Origin of the sequence: Microbacterium soli, assembly GCF_039539005.1 — a bacterium.
Classification (GTDB): Bacteria; Actinomycetota; Actinomycetes; order Actinomycetales; family Microbacteriaceae; genus Microbacterium; species Microbacterium soli.
Genome location: NZ_BAABCP010000002.1, coordinates 1 through 16,345, shown reverse-complemented (window position 1 = coordinate 16,345; position 16,345 = coordinate 1). Strand labels below are relative to the sequence as shown.

The 16,345-nt window shown below is 68.9% G+C and carries 14 protein-coding genes and 2 pseudogenes; 7 read left to right on the top strand and 9 right to left on the bottom strand.

Annotation, left to right across the window (positions count from 1 at the left end; genetic code table 11):
* The first annotated feature begins 28 nt into the window (after window positions 1-28).
* On the top strand, window positions 29-1,543 hold the full coding sequence (gene glpK, locus ABD770_RS12200) for a glycerol kinase GlpK (protein ID WP_344819942.1): 1,515 nt from the start codon (window positions 29-31) through the stop codon (window positions 1,541-1,543).
* Window positions 1,544-1,609: 66 nt separating this feature from the next.
* Here glpK and ffh read toward each other — a convergent pair whose 3' ends face one another.
* Both ffh and ABD770_RS12190 read right to left on the bottom strand, forming a co-directional pair.
* Window positions 1,610-3,160 carry a signal recognition particle protein gene (gene ffh, locus ABD770_RS12195; RefSeq protein WP_344819941.1) on the bottom strand — a complete coding sequence of 517 codons (1,551 nt, stop codon included), beginning with the start codon at window positions 3,158-3,160 and terminating at the stop codon, window positions 1,610-1,612.
* A gap of 50 nt (window positions 3,161-3,210) precedes the next feature.
* On the bottom strand, window positions 3,211-3,798 hold the full coding sequence (locus tag ABD770_RS12190) for a TetR/AcrR family transcriptional regulator (protein ID WP_344819939.1): 588 nt from the start codon (window positions 3,796-3,798) through the stop codon (window positions 3,211-3,213).
* Window positions 3,799-3,921: 123 nt separating this feature from the next.
* On the opposite strand from ABD770_RS12190, the gene lipB reads away from it, so the two are divergent.
* Together lipB and lipA are read left to right on the top strand one after the other, a co-directional pair.
* Window positions 3,922-4,563: a lipoyl(octanoyl) transferase LipB gene (lipB, locus tag ABD770_RS12185; RefSeq protein WP_344819938.1), complete on the top strand. Its 642-nt coding sequence runs from the start codon at window positions 3,922-3,924 to the stop codon at window positions 4,561-4,563.
* The gene (gene lipA / locus ABD770_RS12180; protein WP_344819937.1) at window positions 4,560-5,552 is read left to right on the top strand and encodes a lipoyl synthase; all 993 of its coding nucleotides are present in this window, start codon (window positions 4,560-4,562) and stop codon (window positions 5,550-5,552) included. The genes lipB and lipA overlap by 4 nt, the downstream gene beginning before the upstream one ends.
* An 81-nt stretch (window positions 5,553-5,633) precedes the next feature.
* Here lipA and ABD770_RS12175 read toward each other — a convergent pair whose 3' ends face one another.
* From ABD770_RS12175 to smc, 3 genes are all read right to left on the bottom strand, one after another.
* Complete coding sequence (locus ABD770_RS12175; protein WP_344819936.1) at window positions 5,634-6,134, bottom strand: DUF2004 domain-containing protein; 501 nt, start codon at window positions 6,132-6,134, stop codon at window positions 5,634-5,636.
* Window positions 6,135-6,172: 38 nt separating this feature from the next.
* A complete protein-coding gene (ftsY, locus tag ABD770_RS12170; protein WP_344819935.1) occupies window positions 6,173-7,048 on the bottom strand; it encodes a signal recognition particle-docking protein FtsY in 876 nt (291 codons plus the stop codon).
* A gap of 145 nt (window positions 7,049-7,193) precedes the next feature.
* Window positions 7,194-10,736: a chromosome segregation protein SMC gene (gene smc, locus ABD770_RS12165; protein ID WP_344819934.1), complete on the bottom strand. Its 3,543-nt coding sequence runs from the start codon at window positions 10,734-10,736 to the stop codon at window positions 7,194-7,196.
* A gap of 543 nt (window positions 10,737-11,279) precedes the next feature.
* On the opposite strand from smc, the gene ABD770_RS12160 reads away from it, so the two are divergent.
* The 3 genes from ABD770_RS12160 to ABD770_RS12150 all read left to right on the top strand — a co-directional run bounded on the left by ABD770_RS12160 (window position 11,280) and on the right by ABD770_RS12150 (window position 13,760).
* The gene (locus ABD770_RS12160; protein ID WP_344819932.1) at window positions 11,280-11,567 is read left to right on the top strand and encodes a hypothetical protein; all 288 of its coding nucleotides are present in this window, start codon (window positions 11,280-11,282) and stop codon (window positions 11,565-11,567) included.
* A gap of 178 nt (window positions 11,568-11,745) precedes the next feature.
* Window positions 11,746-12,441 carry an ABC transporter ATP-binding protein gene (locus tag ABD770_RS12155; protein WP_344819931.1) on the top strand — a complete coding sequence of 232 codons (696 nt, stop codon included), beginning with the start codon at window positions 11,746-11,748 and terminating at the stop codon, window positions 12,439-12,441.
* The gene (locus tag ABD770_RS12150) at window positions 12,438-13,760 is read left to right on the top strand and encodes a permease (RefSeq protein WP_344819930.1); all 1,323 of its coding nucleotides are present in this window, start codon (window positions 12,438-12,440) and stop codon (window positions 13,758-13,760) included. The genes ABD770_RS12155 and ABD770_RS12150 overlap by 4 nt, the downstream gene beginning before the upstream one ends.
* Before the next feature lie 15 nt (window positions 13,761-13,775).
* Here the strand turns inward: ABD770_RS12150 and ABD770_RS12145 are convergent.
* From ABD770_RS12145 to ABD770_RS12135, 3 genes and pseudogenes are all read right to left on the bottom strand, one after another.
* Window positions 13,776-13,928 (bottom strand): annotated as a pseudogene (locus tag ABD770_RS12145) (zinc finger domain-containing protein); the annotation flags it as partial.
* 69 nt (window positions 13,929-13,997) lie between these two features.
* Entirely contained in the window at window positions 13,998-14,270 is a 273-nt protein-coding gene (locus tag ABD770_RS12140) for a type II toxin-antitoxin system RelE family toxin (RefSeq protein ID WP_344819929.1), read from the bottom strand.
* Window positions 14,267-14,530, bottom strand: a complete 264-nt coding sequence (locus tag ABD770_RS12135; RefSeq protein ID WP_344819928.1) for a type II toxin-antitoxin system Phd/YefM family antitoxin — start codon at window positions 14,528-14,530, stop codon at window positions 14,267-14,269. The genes ABD770_RS12140 and ABD770_RS12135 overlap by 4 nt, the downstream gene beginning before the upstream one ends.
* Window positions 14,531-14,761: 231 nt before the next feature.
* Here ABD770_RS12135 and ABD770_RS12130 point away from each other — a divergent pair, with 231 nt between their 5' ends.
* Window positions 14,762-16,000 (top strand): AAA family ATPase, encoded by a 1,239-nt coding sequence (locus tag ABD770_RS12130; protein WP_344819927.1) that lies wholly within the window; start codon window positions 14,762-14,764, stop codon window positions 15,998-16,000.
* On the opposite strand, the pseudogene ABD770_RS12125 reads toward ABD770_RS12130, so the two are convergent.
* Window positions 15,986-16,222 (bottom strand): annotated as a pseudogene (locus ABD770_RS12125) (IS5/IS1182 family transposase); the annotation flags it as partial. The gene ABD770_RS12130 and the pseudogene ABD770_RS12125 sit on opposite strands and share 15 nt — an antisense overlap.
* Between the last annotated feature and the right edge of the window lie 123 nt (window positions 16,223-16,345).

Below are 16,345 nucleotides of genomic sequence, written 5' to 3'. Positions count from 1 at the left end.
GGCCAGACTGTCTTCGAAGGAGAATCCCATGGCTGACTACATCCTCGCGATCGACCAGGGCACCACGTCCAGTCGCGCGATCGTCTTCGACCGCAGGGGCCGCATCGTCGCGTCCGGGCAGAAGGAGCACGAGCAGATCCTCCCCCACCCCGGGTGGGTCGAGCACGATGCCGCGGAGATCTGGCGCAATGTGCAGGAGGTCATCGGGCTCGCCCTCACCCGCGCCCATGTCACCCGGCATGACATCGCCGCGATCGGCATCACCAACCAGCGTGAGACGACCGTGGTGTGGGACAGGACCACCGGCGAACCCGTCTGCAACGCCATCGTCTGGCAGGACACCCGCACACAGGGGATCGTCGACGGACTCGCCGCGGACGGCGGGACCGATCGGTTCAAGCCGATCGTCGGCCTGCCGCTGGCGACCTACTTCTCCGGCACGAAGATCGCGTGGATCCTGGAGAACGTCGATGGCGCACGGGCGAGGGCCGAGGCCGGCGACCTGCTGTTCGGCACCACCGACTGCTGGGTGCTGTGGAACCTCACCGGCGGTCCGGACGGCGGCGTGCACGTGACCGACGTGACCAACGCATCGCGCACGCTGTTCATGGACCTGGAGACGCTCCAGTGGCGCGACGACATCCTCGAGGCGTTCGACGTGCCGCGGTCGATGATGCCGGAGATCCGCTCCTCATCCGAGGTGTACGGTGCCGCCGAGAGCTCCTCGCTGCTGCGCGAGACGCCCATCGCCGGCATCCTCGGAGACCAGCAGGCGGCGACGTTCGGGCAGGCGGCCTTTGAAGCCGGCGAGAGCAAGAACACGTACGGCACGGGCTGCTTCCTCATCTTCAACACCGGCACGGACATCGTCCACTCCGGCAACGGCCTGCTCACGACCGTCGGATACAAGCTCGGCGATCAGCCCGCGCACTACGCGCTCGAGGGCTCGATCGCCGTGACGGGATCGCTCGTCCAGTGGCTGCGGGACCAGCTGGGGATCATCCGGACGGCGCCGGAGGTGGAGGATCTCGCTCGTCGGGTCGCGGACAACGGCGGGGTCTACATCGTGCCGGCGTTCTCCGGCCTGTTCGCGCCGTACTGGCGCCCGGATGCTCGTGGGGCGATCGTGGGCCTCACGCGGTACTCCAACCGGAATCACCTCGCGCGCGCCGCGCTGGAAGCCGTGGCGTACCAGACCCGTGACGTGCTGGATGCCGTCAACGCCGACGCCGGGCTCGCGCTGACCGAGCTGCGGGTCGACGGCGGGATGGTCGCCAACGATGCGCTCATGCAGTTCCAGGCCGATGTCCTCGGGGTGGAGGTCGTGCGTCCCGTCGTCGCCGAGACGACGGCTCTGGGCGCCGCCAATGCCGCCGGCCTCGCCGTCGGCTTCTGGGACGGGTTGGAGGACCTGACCGCCAACTGGCAGGAGGATCGCCGCTGGCGTCCGGAGATGGCCGTCGACGAGCGCGACCGCCTGCTGCGCCAGTGGCACAAGGCCGTCACCAAGTCGATGGACTGGGTGGACGCCGACGCCCGATAGTGTCCTGGTTCTCCCAGGGACGCGTCCTGCGAGAACCGCTTCGCCGGCCTTCCAGGGTGCGCTGAGTCAGCCCTTGCCGAACAGCTTCTGGATCGCGGCGAGGTCCGCCTCGCTGGGGGCCTTCGGCCCGCCGCCGAGTCCGAAGCCCGAGCCCGTCGGCGTGGCGTTCGACATCGTCAGGCCGGCGTTCTCCGCCGCGCGCTTGGCGGGGTTGCCCGATCGGGAGCCGCCCTTGGACTTGCCCTTCCTGCCGCGCTTCGACGACGCGCCGGGCTTTCCCATCGAGCCCATGCCGGGGATCTGCGGGGTCCCGCCGCGAGCGACGGTCTTCATCATCTTCGCCGCCTGGTCGAAGCGCTGCACGAGCTGATTCACGTCGGTGACCGTCATCCCGGAGCCCTTGGCGATGCGCAGCCGGCGCGAGCCGTTGAGAATCTTCGGATTGCGCCGCTCCCCCGGCGTCATCGAGCGGATGATCGCCTCCGTGCGGTCGATCTCGCGCTCGTCGAAGTCGTCGAGCTGCTGCTTCATCTGCCCCATGCCCGGGAGCATCCCGAGCATCTTCTTCATGGAGCCCATCTTCTTCATCTGCTGCAGCTGCTCGAGGAAGTCCTCGAGAGTGAAGGCCTCGTTCGCGAGCTTCTCGGCGACCTTCATCGCCTCTTCCTCGTCGAAGGCCTGCTGCGCCTGCTCGATGAGGGTCAGGATGTCGCCGAGGTCGAGGATGCGGCTCGCCATGCGGTCGGGGTGGAAGGGTTCGAGATCCTCGAGGTTCTCCCCCGTCGAGGCGAAGATGATCGGGCGGCCGGTGACGGATGCCACCGACAGCGCCGCGCCGCCGCGGGCGTCGCCGTCGAGCTTGGAGAGCACGACGCCGGTGAAGTCGACGCCCTCCTGGAATGCCCTGGCCGTGTTCACGGCGTCCTGACCGATCATCGCGTCGATGACGAACAGCACTTCGTCCGGGTCGGTCGCGCTGCGGATGTCGGATGCCTGCTTCATGAGCTCCGCGTCCACGCCGAGGCGCCCGGCGGTGTCGATGATGACGACGTCGTGCTGCCGGCGACGCGCGTGCTCGACACCGGCCATGGACACCTGCACGGGGTCGCCCACACCGTTGCCCGGTTCGGGGGCGAAGATCGCGGCGCCCGCGCGCTCGGCGACCACCTGGAGCTGGGTGACGGCGTTCGGCCGTTGCAGGTCGGCGGCGACCAGCAGCGGCGTGTGGCCCTCGCCCTGCAGCTGCTTGGCGAGTTTGCCCGCGAAGGTCGTCTTCCCGGATCCCTGCAGGCCCGCGAGCATGATCACGGTCGGCGGGGTCTTGGCGAACTCGAGACGGCGCTGCTGCCCGCCGAGGATCTCGATGAGCTCCTCGTTGACGATCTGCACGACCTGCTGCGCGGGGTTCAGCGCCCGGTTGACCTCGTCGCCCAGGGCGCGTTCGCGCACCTTCGCGGTGAAGTCCTTGACGACGGCGAGGGCGACGTCGGCGTCCAGCAGCGCGCGGCGGATCTCGCGGACGGTGCCGTCGACGTCGGCCGGGCTCAGCTTGCCCTTCGTGCGCAGGTTGCGGAAGGTCTCGGTGAGCCGATCGGAGAGCGTGCCAAAGGTAGCCATGGTGCCCTTCAGTTTACGGGAGACCACCGCGGTCCCGGAGACCTGCGCGCTCAGCCCCAGGGAAGATCGTGGATGCTGCGCAGCGCCTCGTCGAACTGCGCCTCCAGCGACGTGCGCCCGGCACCCTGCTCCGCCCACACCCGCAGGGACGACATGACCGCGGCCGCCAGGGCGGCACCGAGGATGTCTGCGCGGATCTCATCGATCCCGGCGCTGCGCGCCGCCGCGGCCACCGCGGATGCGATGCGCGCGTGGCGCAGCCCCGTGTCCCGGAGCAGCTCGACCTCCAGCCCCATGGCCGCCGCGTTGCGCAGGGCGAGCACGAGCGGATCCGGTGCGAAGCCCTGCACGATCGGCTCCACAGCCGCACGGACCGCCGGTCCATCGGCATCCGTTCCCAGCGCCGCCAGCGCGACCGACGCGTCGGCGATCCGCGCATCCAGCCCCGACCACAGCACGTCGCTCTTGGAGGAGAAGTAGTTGAAGAAGCTGGATCTGCTCACTCCCGCGCGCTGCGCGATGTCGACGACGGAGGTCGCCTCGTACCCCTGCTCGAGGAACAGCTCGCAGGCGGCCTCGGCGAGCGTCTCCCGCGAGGATGCGCGAGGACGCCCCGCCCGAGACCCCTGTGCGCTCATGCAGGTCATCGTAGCCGGGGCGTCGACTCGAATCATCGGCACGAGCGGCGTAAGCTGTGCAGGACACTATTGTTGTACTGCATCCAATAACAGCTGTTCCTCACTCGAACACCGGGAGTGCTCATGCTCGACATCAGGATCGCCGGCCTCGCGCCGGACTTCGTGCCCTACCTCGACGGATGGGAGCTGCAACGCCGTGTCCACCGAGGCGTGGTCGCGGGCGATACGCCCGACACGCTGCTGCTGCTCGAGCACGAACCCGTCTACACGGCGGGCAAGCGCACCGAGCCGCACGAGCGCCCCAAGGACGGCACTCCCGTCATCGACGTCGATCGCGGCGGCAAGATCACCTGGCACGGCCCGGGTCAGCTCGTCGGCTACCCCATCGTGCGTCTGCCCGAGCCCATGGACGTCGTCGCGCACGTCCGCCGCATCGAGCGGCTGCTCATCGGCATCCTCAAGCCTCTCGGCATCGACGGCTACCAGGTGCCGGGGCGCAGTGGCGTGTGGGTGCGCCGCCCGTTGTCCGAGGACAAGATCGCCGCCATCGGGGTCCGCGTCCAGCAGGGCGTGACCATGCACGGCTTCGCGATCAACTGCGACAACACGCTCAGCGGCTTCGGCGGCATCATCCCGTGCGGGATCACGGATGCCGGGGTCACGACCATCAGCGAGGTCGTCGGTGCCGACGTCACGCCCGCCGACATCGTCCGGTCCGTCGCCGACGCGTTCGCCGCGGAGTACTCCCCGGTGGTGGCGGCATGAGCGCGGCGGCGCCCGAGGGCCGCAAGCTGCTGCGCCTCGAGGTCCGCAACGCCGAGACCCCCATCGAGCGCAAGCCGGAGTGGATCCGCACGAAGGCGAAGATGGGCCCCGAATACCAGGCTCTGCACTCGCTCGTGAAGGACGAGGGCCTGCACACGGTGTGCCAGGAGGCGGGCTGCCCGAACATCTACGAGTGCTGGGAGGACCGCGAGGCGACGTTCCTCATCGGCGGTTCCCAGTGCACGCGTCGGTGCGACTTCTGCCAGATCGACACCGGCAAGCCCGCCGCCTACGACATCGACGAGCCGCGCCGGGTCGGCGAGACCGTCGCGAGGATGGGACTTCGGTACGCCACGGTCACCAGTGTCGCCCGTGACGACCTGGCCGACACGGGAGCGTGGCTGAACGCCGAGACCGTGCGTCAGATCCACAAGCAGAACCCGAACACCGGCGTGGAGCTGCTGGCCAACGACCACAGCGGGAAGCCGGAGTTCCTGGGCAAGATCTTCGACGCGCGTCCCGAGGTGTTCGCGCACAACATCGAGACCGTCCCGCGGATCTTCCGCCGCATCCGCCCGGCGTTCACCTACGAGCGCTCGCTGAACGTCATCACGCAGGGCCACGAGGCAGGGCTCATCACGAAGTCCAACCTCATCCTCGGCATGGGCGAGGAGCCCGAGGAGGTCGTGCAGGCCATGCACGACCTGCACGACGCCGGCTGCGACATCCTCACGATCACGCAGTACCTGCGGCCCACTCCGCGCCACCATCCCGTCGAGCGCTGGGTCAAGCCCGCCGAATTCGTCGAGTTCAAGAAGGAGGCCGAGAGCATCGGCTTCCTGGGCGTGCTGGCCGGTCCCCTCGTGCGGTCGTCGTACCGCGCGGGGCGGCTGTGGGCGCAGTCGATGCTCTCGAAGGGTCGCGAGATCCCGGCTCACCTCGCCCACATCGCCGAGAGCGCCGATCTGGGCTTCGCCCAGGCGGTCTGACATCTTCGGCGGACTCGCCGCGCGGCCGGAAGGTGACGCGATCGGGCGGCGAGTCCGCCGGGGATCATCGCCGACGAGGCGTCAGTCGGAGCTCATCACCGAGAGCACCGTGCCGTCGTCGGCGAGATTCACCAGCAGCGCGTCGTCGGCGGCATCCGCGTCGAGCGCGTACTCCATGACGGCGAAGGGGTCCGTGCCGCCGTGCTCATCGGCGAGGATCGTCATGCTCATGAGGCTCAACGAGCGGATGATGTCGACGGCGGCGTCGCCGCTCACGTCCACCAGCAGGTCGCCCAGCTCCTCGCCGTACGTCTCCTGCTGCTGCAGGATGAACTCCGTGACCTCGCTCGTGCGGTCATCGACCTCGGTGAGCATGGCGCGCCGCACCATCGCATCCAGGTTCTCGATCCCGGCGATGAGACCGGCGGCCACGTCGAGGGCCTCCTGCGAGACGTCGTCCTGGTCCGGGGCGGTCAGGTCGACGGTCACGGACTGGTCGCCGAACTCGACCCGCTCCGTCCAGAAGATGGCACCGTCGGGTCCCGCGGACAGGACGCCGAAGAAGTCGTGTTCGATTGCCATGCCGCTATGAAACCAGCCTCGCTGCCGCTCCGGTAGTCCTACGCGCCGACCAGCGACGACACGAAGACATGCGGGGTGAAACCGGTGAGGTCGTCGATCCCCTCGCCCTGGCCGAGGAGCTTCACGGGGATGCCGGTGCGCTCCTGCACGGCGAGGACGAACCCGCCCTTGGCCGACCCGTCGAGCTTCGTGATGACGAGCCCCGTCACCCCCGCATGCTGCAGGAAGGCCTCCGCCTGGATCACCCCGTTCTGACCGGTCGTGGCGTCCAGGACCAGCAGCACCTCGCTGATCGGTGCGAGCTTCTCCACCACGCGCCGCACCTTGGACAGCTCGTCCATCAGCCCGCCCTTGGTGTGCAGCCGGCCGGCCGTGTCGATGATCGCGATCTCCGTGCCGTGCGTCTGGGCGTACTCGACCGTCTGGTAGGCGACGGATGCCGGGTCCTGTCCCTCGTGCTGCGGGCGCACGATCGCTGCTCCCCCGCGCTGCGCCCAGGTCGCCAGCTGCTCGACGGCGGCGGCGCGGAAGGTGTCGGCGCCGCCGACCACGACGCTGCGCTCGAAGCCGCGCAGGAACTTCGTGAACTTGCCGATCGTGGTGGTCTTGCCCACGCCGTTCACCCCGACCACCAGCACGACCGCCGGCCGTTCGGTGAGTCTGAGAGTCGTGTCGAACTTCGCGAACCGCTCCTCGAGGGTCTCCCGCAGCATCCGCTGCAGGTCCTTGGGGTCGGTGGTGCGGAACCGCTCGACCTTCTCGCGCAGCTCGTCCAGCAGCTGCTCGGTGATGTCGGGGCCGAAGTCCGCGGTGATCAGCGCGGTCTCCAGGTCGTCCCACGTGGTCTCGTCGATGGTGGGCTTGACGAACATGCCGCGCAGGGCGCGACCGAGGGACCAGGACTTCTCCGCCATGCTCCCAGCCTACGTCGTCCCCCTGTTCGCCCCCGTCGTGAGGATCGCCGGTTCGGCGGTGGGGAAAGGGACAGAAAGCGCTTCGGGAGCGGTGTGAGGTGGGCGCGGAGGCGGAGACGGCTGGATGGGGTGGGACGTTCGGGGGTCAGACGGATGCCGTGGCGCGGTCGCCGACACGCTGACCGACGACGGCGGAGACGCCGTCCTGGCGCATGGAGACCCCGTACAGGGCGTCGGCGATCTCCATGGTGCGCTTCTGGTGCGTGATGACCAGCAGCTGGGAGTTCTGCCGCAGCTGCTCGAACACCGTCAGCAACCGGCCCAGGTTCGCGTCGTCGAGGGCGGCCTCCACCTCGTCGAGGATGTAGAACGGGCTGGGCCGCGCCTTGAAGATCGCCACCAGCAGCGCGACCGCGGCCAGCGACCTCTCCCCGCCGGACAGCAGCGACAGCCTCTCGATCTTCTTCCCCACCGGACGCACGGCCACCTCGATGCCGGTGGTGAGCATGTCGTCGGGGTTCGTGAGCGAGATGCTGCCGGAGCCTCCGGGGAACAGCAGCGGGAACACCTCGGAGAACGCCTGCCTGGTGTCCTCGAACGCCGCGGCGAAGATCACCTGCATCCGCTCGTCGAGCTCAGCGATGATCTCCCGGAGGTCCTGCCGCGTCTTGGTCAGATCCGCCAGCTGCTCGGTGAGGAAGGCATGCCGCTGCTCGAGAGCGGCGAACTCCTCCAGCGCCAGCGGATTGACCCGACCCAGCTGCGCGAGCTTGCGCTCGGCGTCCTTCAGTCGCCGCTCCTGATCGCGGCGGTCGAACGGCACCCCTGCAGCCTCGCCTGCATCCGGCCGCTCCCCGGCGTCATCGGCGCCGGAATCCGGCGGGACGAGCTGGTCCGGCCCATATTCCGCAATGAGAATATCTTCGTCCAGGGCGAGTTCGGAGGCGACCCGCTCCAGCAACCCGGTCAGATGCAGCTTCTTCTCGTGGATCTGCATCTCGAGGGTGTGCACGCTCTCCGTCAGGCCCGCCAGCCTCTCCCGCAGTGCGCCTTCCTGGGCTCGCAACGCCGTGAGCTCTTCGCTGTGCGCGGCGCGCTCCGCCTCCGCGGCCGCCAGCGCCATCCGCGCCTCGGCGACCGAGCGCCCGATGGAGTCCAGCACCCGAGGCACCTCCTCTGCGACCGCGGAGGCCGATTCGCGCTGCGCCCTGCGGATCACCGCACGGCGTGCGGCCTCCGCAGCCGCGTCACGCTCCTGCTCGCGCTGACGCTCCAACCCGGCCACCCGGGCCTGGGCGGCACGGATGCGCTCCCGGAGCGTCTCGATCTCCAGACGTGCCCGCACCTCCCCCTCACGTGCGAGATCCAGAGCCTCCAGCAGCCCGTCCCGCGCGCCGGTATCCAGTACAGGCCTCGGCTCGGACTCGGATGCCGCCAGTTCACGAGCCGCCTGCTCCGCAGCGGCCTCCGCGTCGGCGACGGCGGCCTGCGCCTGCGCGAGGCCGGATTCCAGTCGGTCGCACTCCGCGACGGCGGCCTCGTGCTGCACGGTGGCCCGGTTCAGCTGTTCGGCGTGAGAGGCCAGCGCCGCGTCGTGCTCGCGCAGCTCTCGCAGGGCGTCCTTCGCCTGTCTGCGCGCCTGTTCCACGGCATCCGTCGCCTCATCCCGGGCGTCGCGCAGCTCGGCCACCGTCAGGCGCACCTGCGCGAGCCGCTCCGTGGCGGCGTCGCGCTGGGCGGCCAGCTCCAGACGGGATGCCTCCCCGGTGCCGGCGCGCATGGTGTGCGCGGTGATCAGCTCCCCCGTCCGTGTGACGATCGTCGTGTGCACGTCACCAAGCGCGTCCAGCGCGGCACGGGCGGCCCGAGCGGATGCCAGGTCGTCTGCGACGAGCACCGTCGAGAGGATTCCCCGAACCCCGGGCGGCGCGTCCACCACCTCGGCGGCGGAGGTGGTGCCGGGAACGTCGACGACGGCGGAGGCCAGGGGCACCGAGGCATCGGCGATGACGAAGTCGACGGACCTGCGAGCACCGCCGTCCGCGACGAGCGCGAAGGCGTCATCGACGGCATCGACCAGGACACCCTCGGTCAACGGTCCGAGGACGGCGGCGATGGCGGCCTCGAATCCTGCACGCACCTGCACGGCATCGCCCACGAGACCGCGCACTCCCGCCGCGCCGGAGGCGACGATCTCGGCTGCTCCGCCGGACAGCGCCAGTGCGCTGCCGAGTGCAGCGGCCTTGGCGGTGAGCGCATCGGCCTCGCGCTCCGCCTCGTGCAGCCGCTCGCGCAGTGAGTCCCGTTCGGCTTCCGCGGCTGTGGCGCGCTTCTGCGCATCCTCGTAGGCGGCGGCGTACTCGGCAGCGGAACCGTCCGGCACCTGCGCGTCCTCGATGGCCTCCAGCGTCGCGGCGGCCTCTCGGCGGCGGCTGCGGGCGGCTTCCAGCGCGCTCTCCTGGCGCAGCACGGCTCCACGCACGGCGGCGAGGGCGGATGCCGCGGCCTCGGCGTTCCCGCGCAGGGTGGTCAGCCTCATGTCGTACTGCGAGACCAGGGCGCTCTGCTCGGCGATGTCGACGTCGAGCATGTTCAGCTCGGCGCGCGCGTCGACGACGGCTCTGCCGGCTGCAGCGGCCGCATCCTGCGCGTCACCCAGCCCCTCCGAGATACGGGTGATCTCGTCTCTGGCCTCGTCGATGGTGTCCTGGGTGACGGTGATGGCCGTGACGGTGTCGTCCTCTTCGCTGCCCAGGAGCGCCAGCCGCTGGTTGGCGAGCGTGTACAGGCTGCGCATGCGCTCCTGCACCTGCTCCAACCCGAAGGCGACCCGGCGCGCCTCATCGACGGCCGCGGAGTTCTGGAGGGATTCGAGGTGCTGGATGGATGCGCGAGCGGACTCCAGCTGGTCGGCCAGCACGAGGCGCTCGGTGTGGCGCTCCTGCTCGGTGCGGGTGTGGTCGGCCAGAGCGGTGCGCAGCGCGACCAGGTCGTCGGCGAAGATCCGCGCCTTCGCATCGCGCACGATCGCGGCGATGCCGGCGGCTTCACGGGCGATCTCGGCCTGCTTGCCGAGCGGCTTGAGCTGGCGACGGATCTCCCCGGCGAGGTCGCTGAGCCGCGTGAGGTTCGCCTCCATCGCGTCCAGCTTGCGGATGGTCTTCTCCTTGCGGCGCCGATGCTTGAGGATGCCGGCGGCCTCCTCGATGAACCCGCGGCGCTCCTCGGGCGAGGCCTGCAGCACGGTGTCCAGACGCCCCTGACCGACGATCACGTGCATCTCACGGCCGAGACCGGAGTCGCTCAGGAGCTCCTGCACATCCAGCAGGCGGCAGGCGGAGCCGTTGATGGCGTACTCGCTGGAGCCGTTGCGGAACAGCGTGCGGCTGATCGTCACCTCGGCGTACTCGATCGGCAGCGCGCCGTCGCTGTTGTCGATCGTGAGCTGCACCTCCGCACGACCCAGCGGACCCCGGGTCGAGGTGCCGGCGAAGATGACGTCCTCCATCTTGCCGCCGCGCAGCGTCTTGGCGCCCTGCTCCCCCATCACCCAGGCCAGCGCGTCGACGACGTTCGACTTGCCGGATCCGTTCGGTCCGACGATGCACGTGACCCCGGGTTCGAAGACGAACGAGGTGGGCTGGGCGAAGGACTTGAAGCCCTTGAGCGTCAGGCTCTTCAGGTGCATGCGCGCACCGTCCGTCCGGCGGTCCGTCCAGCGACAATCACGACGCCACGCTACCGGAATCCCGGCGGCGACAGCGGATCCCCCGCGGTCACGACCGGGATCCGCGCGGCTGCTGCACGGGGCGACGCAGGCACGACACGCCCCAGCATGCAGGCGGTGCTTGACGCGGCCTGAGGGGAGGCACTAGCTTTGCAACTCTCGGACAGCTCACGAAGGGAGGACGCTCATGGTCACTGCATCTGTCCCGGCACCGATCACCGGTTGGTCTGCGATGCGCATCGATGATCGGCCGTCCTCCGTCTTCGGCATCCGATCGAGCGCGCTCTCGTAGAGCCGTCGCCGGGTCCTCCGTTCAGGAAGACGCCCCCGACGGCTCCCACCGCTCCCGCATCGGTCGACCTCCTCGACCCTCTGCATCCCGTGCGACATCCCGTCTCCACGACCGTCCGCGCACCGGTGTCACCGGCCGCGCGGACCGCCCGCCGGAGGTCGCCGCCGTTCCTCCCTCCCATCCCATGGAATCCGACACGAAAGAGCACTCTCGTGAACACTGAAGCACTGCTTCGCAAGACCGTCCATCCGCCCTGTACCGAGGAGCACGAGATCGTCGAGATCGTCCTCCCCGCCGACCGCACCAGGCTCTCGCTCGGCGATCGGCTCGCCCTCCGCATCGGGTTGTGGCTCACGCTGCGCGCCCAGCGGAGCCGCCCCCGGCGCACGCCCCGCGCCCAGCGCGCCCCCGTGTCGTACGTGCGCACACTCGACCGCGGGATCACCGAGCACGAGGCCATCACTCTGCTCTCCTTCCCCATCCAGCGAGGTCTGCGATGAGCCGAGACACCGGCACCCCGCCGGTGCGACCCTGCGTCCGCTCGAGCTTCCCGCTCGGGCGGACGCGGGGTCCGGGATCGCCTCCTCGACGTGAATCATCCCGGGGGATGACGGCATCCGTCCGGGATCATCCGCTGGTGCGATGACCCGCACCACGGCCCCGGCGGAGGCTGGAGGCATGAACGATCCGATCCTGCACGCGCACTCGCTCACCAAGACCTACGGCAGCACTCACGCCCTCGCCGGTGTGGATGTCGTCGTGGGCAGGGGCGAGTCGCTGGCCATCATGGGAGCCTCCGGCTCCGGCAAGACCACGCTGCTGCATGTTCTCGCGGGCATCGTCTCCCCGGATGCAGGGACGGTCGTGTTTCGCTCCGCGGCGGGGGTCGACCTTGATGTCACCGCGCAGTCGGAATCGTCCCGCTCGAGGCTGCGGAGGGAGGGATTCGGCTTCGTGTTCCAGCAGGGGCTGCTGATCCCCGAGCTCACGGCCGTCGAGAACGTCGCTCTCGCTCTGATGGTCAACGGCGTCTCCCGTCGGGAGGCGATCCCGCGTGCGGCGGGGTGGCTGCAGTCGCTGGGGCTGGCAGGCATGGAGGAGCGGCGCATCGGTGAGTTGTCGGGCGGGCAGGCGCAGCGGGTCGCGATCGCCCGCGCCCAGGTGACCGGCGCGGAGCTCGTGTTCGCCGACGAGCCGACCGGTGCGCTGGACTCGCACACGTCCGCGGACGTGATGGATGCTCTGCTGTGGTCCACGGGGAGTCAGGGCCGCACCCTTGTGCTCGTCACGCATGATCTGCAGGTCGCGGCGCGCTGCTCGCGGACGCTGTCCATGCGGGACGGCGTGATCGTCGACGCGGAGGTGGCGGCGTGAACGCGCAGACCATGCGGATGCTGCTGCGTCCTGAGCCGGGCGGTGCCGCCACCATCGCGATCCCCGTGGCCGCCTTCGGGATCGTGACCGCCCTCGTCCTCACGGTCGTGGGCGGTGCGCAGACGTTCTGGGGCGTGCCGGGTCAGTATGCTCTGCTCTACCAGGTTCTCGCCGCCGTCGCGCTGGCCCTGCTCGTGCTGCCTCTCGCCTCTCTGGGCGGCGCCGCCGCACGGCTGTCGGCGCGGCGACGCGACGAGCGGCTCTCCACGCTGCGGCTGCTGGGTGTGACGCCGCTGGGCGTGGGTGTTCTCACCGTCGTCGAGTCGACGCTGGTCGCCGCGTGCGGCGTGCTCCTCGGTGTCCTCGGTCATCTGCTGCTGGTGCCGATGGTCGGTCTCATCCCGTTCCGGGGCGAGCCGCTCGGCTGGCAGCACGTCCTCCTGGCACCGTGGGGCACGGTCGGGGTCTGCGCCGGCACCGTACTGCTGGCCACGATCAGCGCCGTGCTGGGCCTGCGCCGGGTCATCGTCTCACCGCTGGGGGTGCGGATGCGGGCGCAGGCGTCGAAGGTGCGCGGGATTCGCGGCATGATCGCCGTCGTGCTGCTGCTCGCCGCCTTCCTCACGGCCCAGTCGGTGCCGTCGCTCGCCGGCGCGGTGTCGATCGCGGTCGTGCTCGCCGCACTGTTCGCGGGTACGATGGCCGTGCTGAACCTGGTCGGTCCCTGGGTGCTGAAGGTCGGTGCCGGCATGCAGGTCACGCGCGCCGCGACGGCGCAGCGGCTGCTGGCCGCGCGCACCGTCCTGGACAACCCGAGAGCCGCATGGCGGCAGGTGGGCGGGGTGGCGATGACGAGCTTCATGGCCGTCTTCGCCGGCACGGGAGTGTCGCTCATGAACGTCGCAAGCGCCGAGGCGCCGTCCAGCCAGGATGTCATGCTGATCACCGACATGCGCACGGGCCTGATCATCACGCTCGTCGTGTCGTTCCTCATGGTGGCCGCGTCGGTGGGCGTCACCCAGGCCGCGGAGGTCCTCGATCAGCGACCGCTGCACCGCAGCCTGCACCGGGTGGGCATGCCCCTGCAGACGGTCGAGGCGGCGCGACGTCGCACCGTCATGTCGCCGCTCCTGCTGACCTCCCTGGGGTCTGCGCTGTGCGCGGGGATCGTCGTGTTCCCGCTGCTGGGCATCGCGCTCATCGTCGCCCCGCTGTCGCTGCTGACCATCGCCGCGGTGCTCGCCTCCGGGATCCTCGTCGTGTGGCTGAGCACCCTGGCCACACGTCCGCTGCTGCGGCGTTCCTTCGCGTCCGCCTGAGCGTCGACGTCGCGGTCAGCGTCGCCGCTGGCAGCGCGGGCACAGGTGACTGGACCGGTTCATGAACGCGACGCGACGGATCGCGCCGCCGCACCGTGGGCACGGCCGCCCCGTACGCCCGTACGCGTTCAGCGAGTGGGCGAAGTACCCACCCTCGTCAATGACATTGAACGACACCCGTCGGGGCAAGCATCGTCCGCGGCGCCGAGGTGTGGGGCGGCACGAAGCACTCCGAGTTCAAAGGTTCTGGTAGATGTCGCGTCGGTGTCCGACGCGCACGACAGTGACGATTACCTCGGTGTCGTTGATCTCGTAGATCACACGGTAATTACCAACCCGCAACCGGTAAGCATCGCGGCCTGTTAGCTTCGTGCACCCGTTAGGGCGCGGGTCCACCTTCAGCCCCAGAATCGCGTCGCGGAGGACGCGCTGCTCCTTCACCGGAAGCTTCTTGAGGTCACGCCTCGCTGCGGATGCCAGGCCGACCGTGTAGGCGGTGGCGCCGCTCAACCGAGTTCAGCGAAGAACTCGTCGGCGCTCACGCGGGAGCCGTCATCAGATGCCTTGGCCTCGTCGTAAGCGCGGATGTCCGCCAGCTCCTCGTATTTCTCGAGCAGTTCCACGTCTTCTACCGGAACCATCACTGCGACGAGCTTTCCATGGCGGGTGATTCCGACGCGTTCATGCCCATACGTGACGGTACTCACCGTGCTGGTCATCTTGTCACGCAACGCGGAGGCGCTCACTTCACGAGCAACAGTGACGGTCATGCGCTTACGCTAACCCATGATCCTGACAATTCCAACATTTTGTACAAATTGCCGCCACTGACACCCGGCGCCGGCCTCAGCTGGCCATCCCTCCCACCCGTTCTTGAAGTCAAACAGGGCCGATGGATACTGCGGCCCAACGATCGGCCATCACCCCGGCCACGCCGTGGATTCGCGAGCGGTGAACGCTAGCCTTAACTCCAGCGCTCAGCCCTGCTGCCCAGGAGAACTATGACGAAGGCAACAATCACCCGTATCCGCAAAGTCCACGACTATCGCGCCTTCCAGCGCTGGACCGATGACGGGCGGGCGACTGATTTCGCCCGCATCAATCTGCTGTACGGCACCAACGGCAGCGGGAAGAGCACCCTTGCTAGCCTTCTGCGGTCCTGTGCAGCATCGGACGCCGAGGCTGCACAGTCGAAGATCGAGCTCGCAGCGACTATCGACGGCGTCGAGAGCACGGTGACTCATGCGACCGAGGGCTTCTGGAGCCGCGTCCAGGTCTTCAACGCGGAGTATGTCCATGAGAACCTCCGCTTCGACGACAGTCAGGGTCCGCGCTCCGACAGCCTCCTCACACTGGGCAAAGCGAACGTCGACGCAGAGCTTGAGCTGGCCGAAGCAGAGCGGCGCAGGGCCGAGATCGAACCCAAGGCAGCCGAAGCACGCGCAGCCGCGAAGGCCGCCGAAGCGAGCCTCGAACGACGCATGACGGAGGTCGCTGGACATATCGTCGACGACCTGCGCACCTCCCCGGTCGCCACCTATCGTGGCACAAACACCTACACCCGCAGAAACGTACGCAACCTGCTGGTCGGCGACCGTACCGTCTTCGACTCGGCATCGGCTGACGTCGCGGCCGACAGAGAACTAGCGACATCGAGCGCACCCCGACCATACACCGGGCTGTTCACGGGGGAGTTGGCGAGCGTCGATGACATCCGCCGGGACTCAGTCGCGCTTCTGAAAGAAGACGTCATCTCGCGACCCCTTGCTGAACTAGCAGAGAACCCCGTAGGAGCTGAGTGGGTTCAGCGTGGCTTGCCGTTGCATGGGCACGCGTCTGAGTGCCTATTCTGCGGTAACGAGATCTCATCAGAGCGCCGAGCCGCTCTCGCGGCTCACTTCGACCGGTCGGTGACGGACCTGCAAGCTCGCATCGACGCGCAGCTCGCTGCTCTGAATGCAAGCAAACAGAGCGCGTCCAGGCTCGCCGACAGCATTCCTGGCGATGGCGATCTGTACCCCGATCTGGCAGGCGCGCTGCGCGCGGCGCGCAATGAGGTGAGAAATCGCGTCGACCGCTACCAAAAAGCCCTCTCCGAGCTGGAGGGCCGCCTCAACGCCAAACGGTCGAACCCATTCGCTGTTCCGGAGTTTGACCTCATCACTGCCGCCACGCCCACACTCCATGCTGTCGTCGAGGTAGTCGACATACATGAAACGCGTCGCCTAGGGCGTGTCTGACAAAGCCTTGGTCCAGGCGATGACGGCGTTGAGGACGACCGCGGCGCGGTAGATCACGACGTGCTTGTCGTACCGGGTTGCGAGGCCTCGCCATTGTTTGATGTGGCAGTAGCGGCGTTCGATGACGTTCCGGTTCTTGTAGTCGGCGACGTCGAGCCCGACAGGTCTGCCGCCGCGGGATCCGCGACGCTTGCGGTGGCCTTTCTGGTCGTCGGGCTCGGGTGTGTCCGATGAACGGTGTTTCTGGGCCGGCGGTCATTAGTTGATTCGGCCTTCGAAGGCGATCGCGAACGCGTTCAGCGCTGGCTTCCACCTCGTCGCCCAGCGTGCCCTGCCCCGACCCGT

Bases quoted from the DNA above. Each gene is read 5' to 3' on its own strand.
- glpK (WP_344819942.1), top strand. From the start codon at position 29: ATGGCTGACTACATCCTCGCGATCGACCAGGGCACCACGTCCAGTCGC.
- ffh (WP_344819941.1), bottom strand. From the start codon at position 3,160: ATGGCTACCTTTGGCACGCTCTCCGATCGGCTCACCGAGACCTTCCGC.
- ABD770_RS12190 (WP_344819939.1), bottom strand. From the start codon at position 3,798: ATGAGCGCACAGGGGTCTCGGGCGGGGCGTCCTCGCGCATCCTCGCGG.
- lipB (WP_344819938.1), top strand. From the start codon at position 3,922: ATGCTCGACATCAGGATCGCCGGCCTCGCGCCGGACTTCGTGCCCTAC.
- lipA (WP_344819937.1), top strand. From the start codon at position 4,560: ATGAGCGCGGCGGCGCCCGAGGGCCGCAAGCTGCTGCGCCTCGAGGTC.
- ABD770_RS12175 (WP_344819936.1), bottom strand. From the start codon at position 6,134: ATGGCAATCGAACACGACTTCTTCGGCGTCCTGTCCGCGGGACCCGAC.
- ftsY (WP_344819935.1), bottom strand. From the start codon at position 7,048: ATGGCGGAGAAGTCCTGGTCCCTCGGTCGCGCCCTGCGCGGCATGTTC.
- smc (WP_344819934.1), bottom strand. From the start codon at position 10,736: ATGCACCTGAAGAGCCTGACGCTCAAGGGCTTCAAGTCCTTCGCCCAG.
- ABD770_RS12155 (WP_344819931.1), top strand. From the start codon at position 11,746: ATGAACGATCCGATCCTGCACGCGCACTCGCTCACCAAGACCTACGGC.
- ABD770_RS12135 (WP_344819928.1), bottom strand. From the start codon at position 14,530: ATGACCGTCACTGTTGCTCGTGAAGTGAGCGCCTCCGCGTTGCGTGAC.
- ABD770_RS12130 (WP_344819927.1), top strand. From the start codon at position 14,762: ATGACGAAGGCAACAATCACCCGTATCCGCAAAGTCCACGACTATCGC.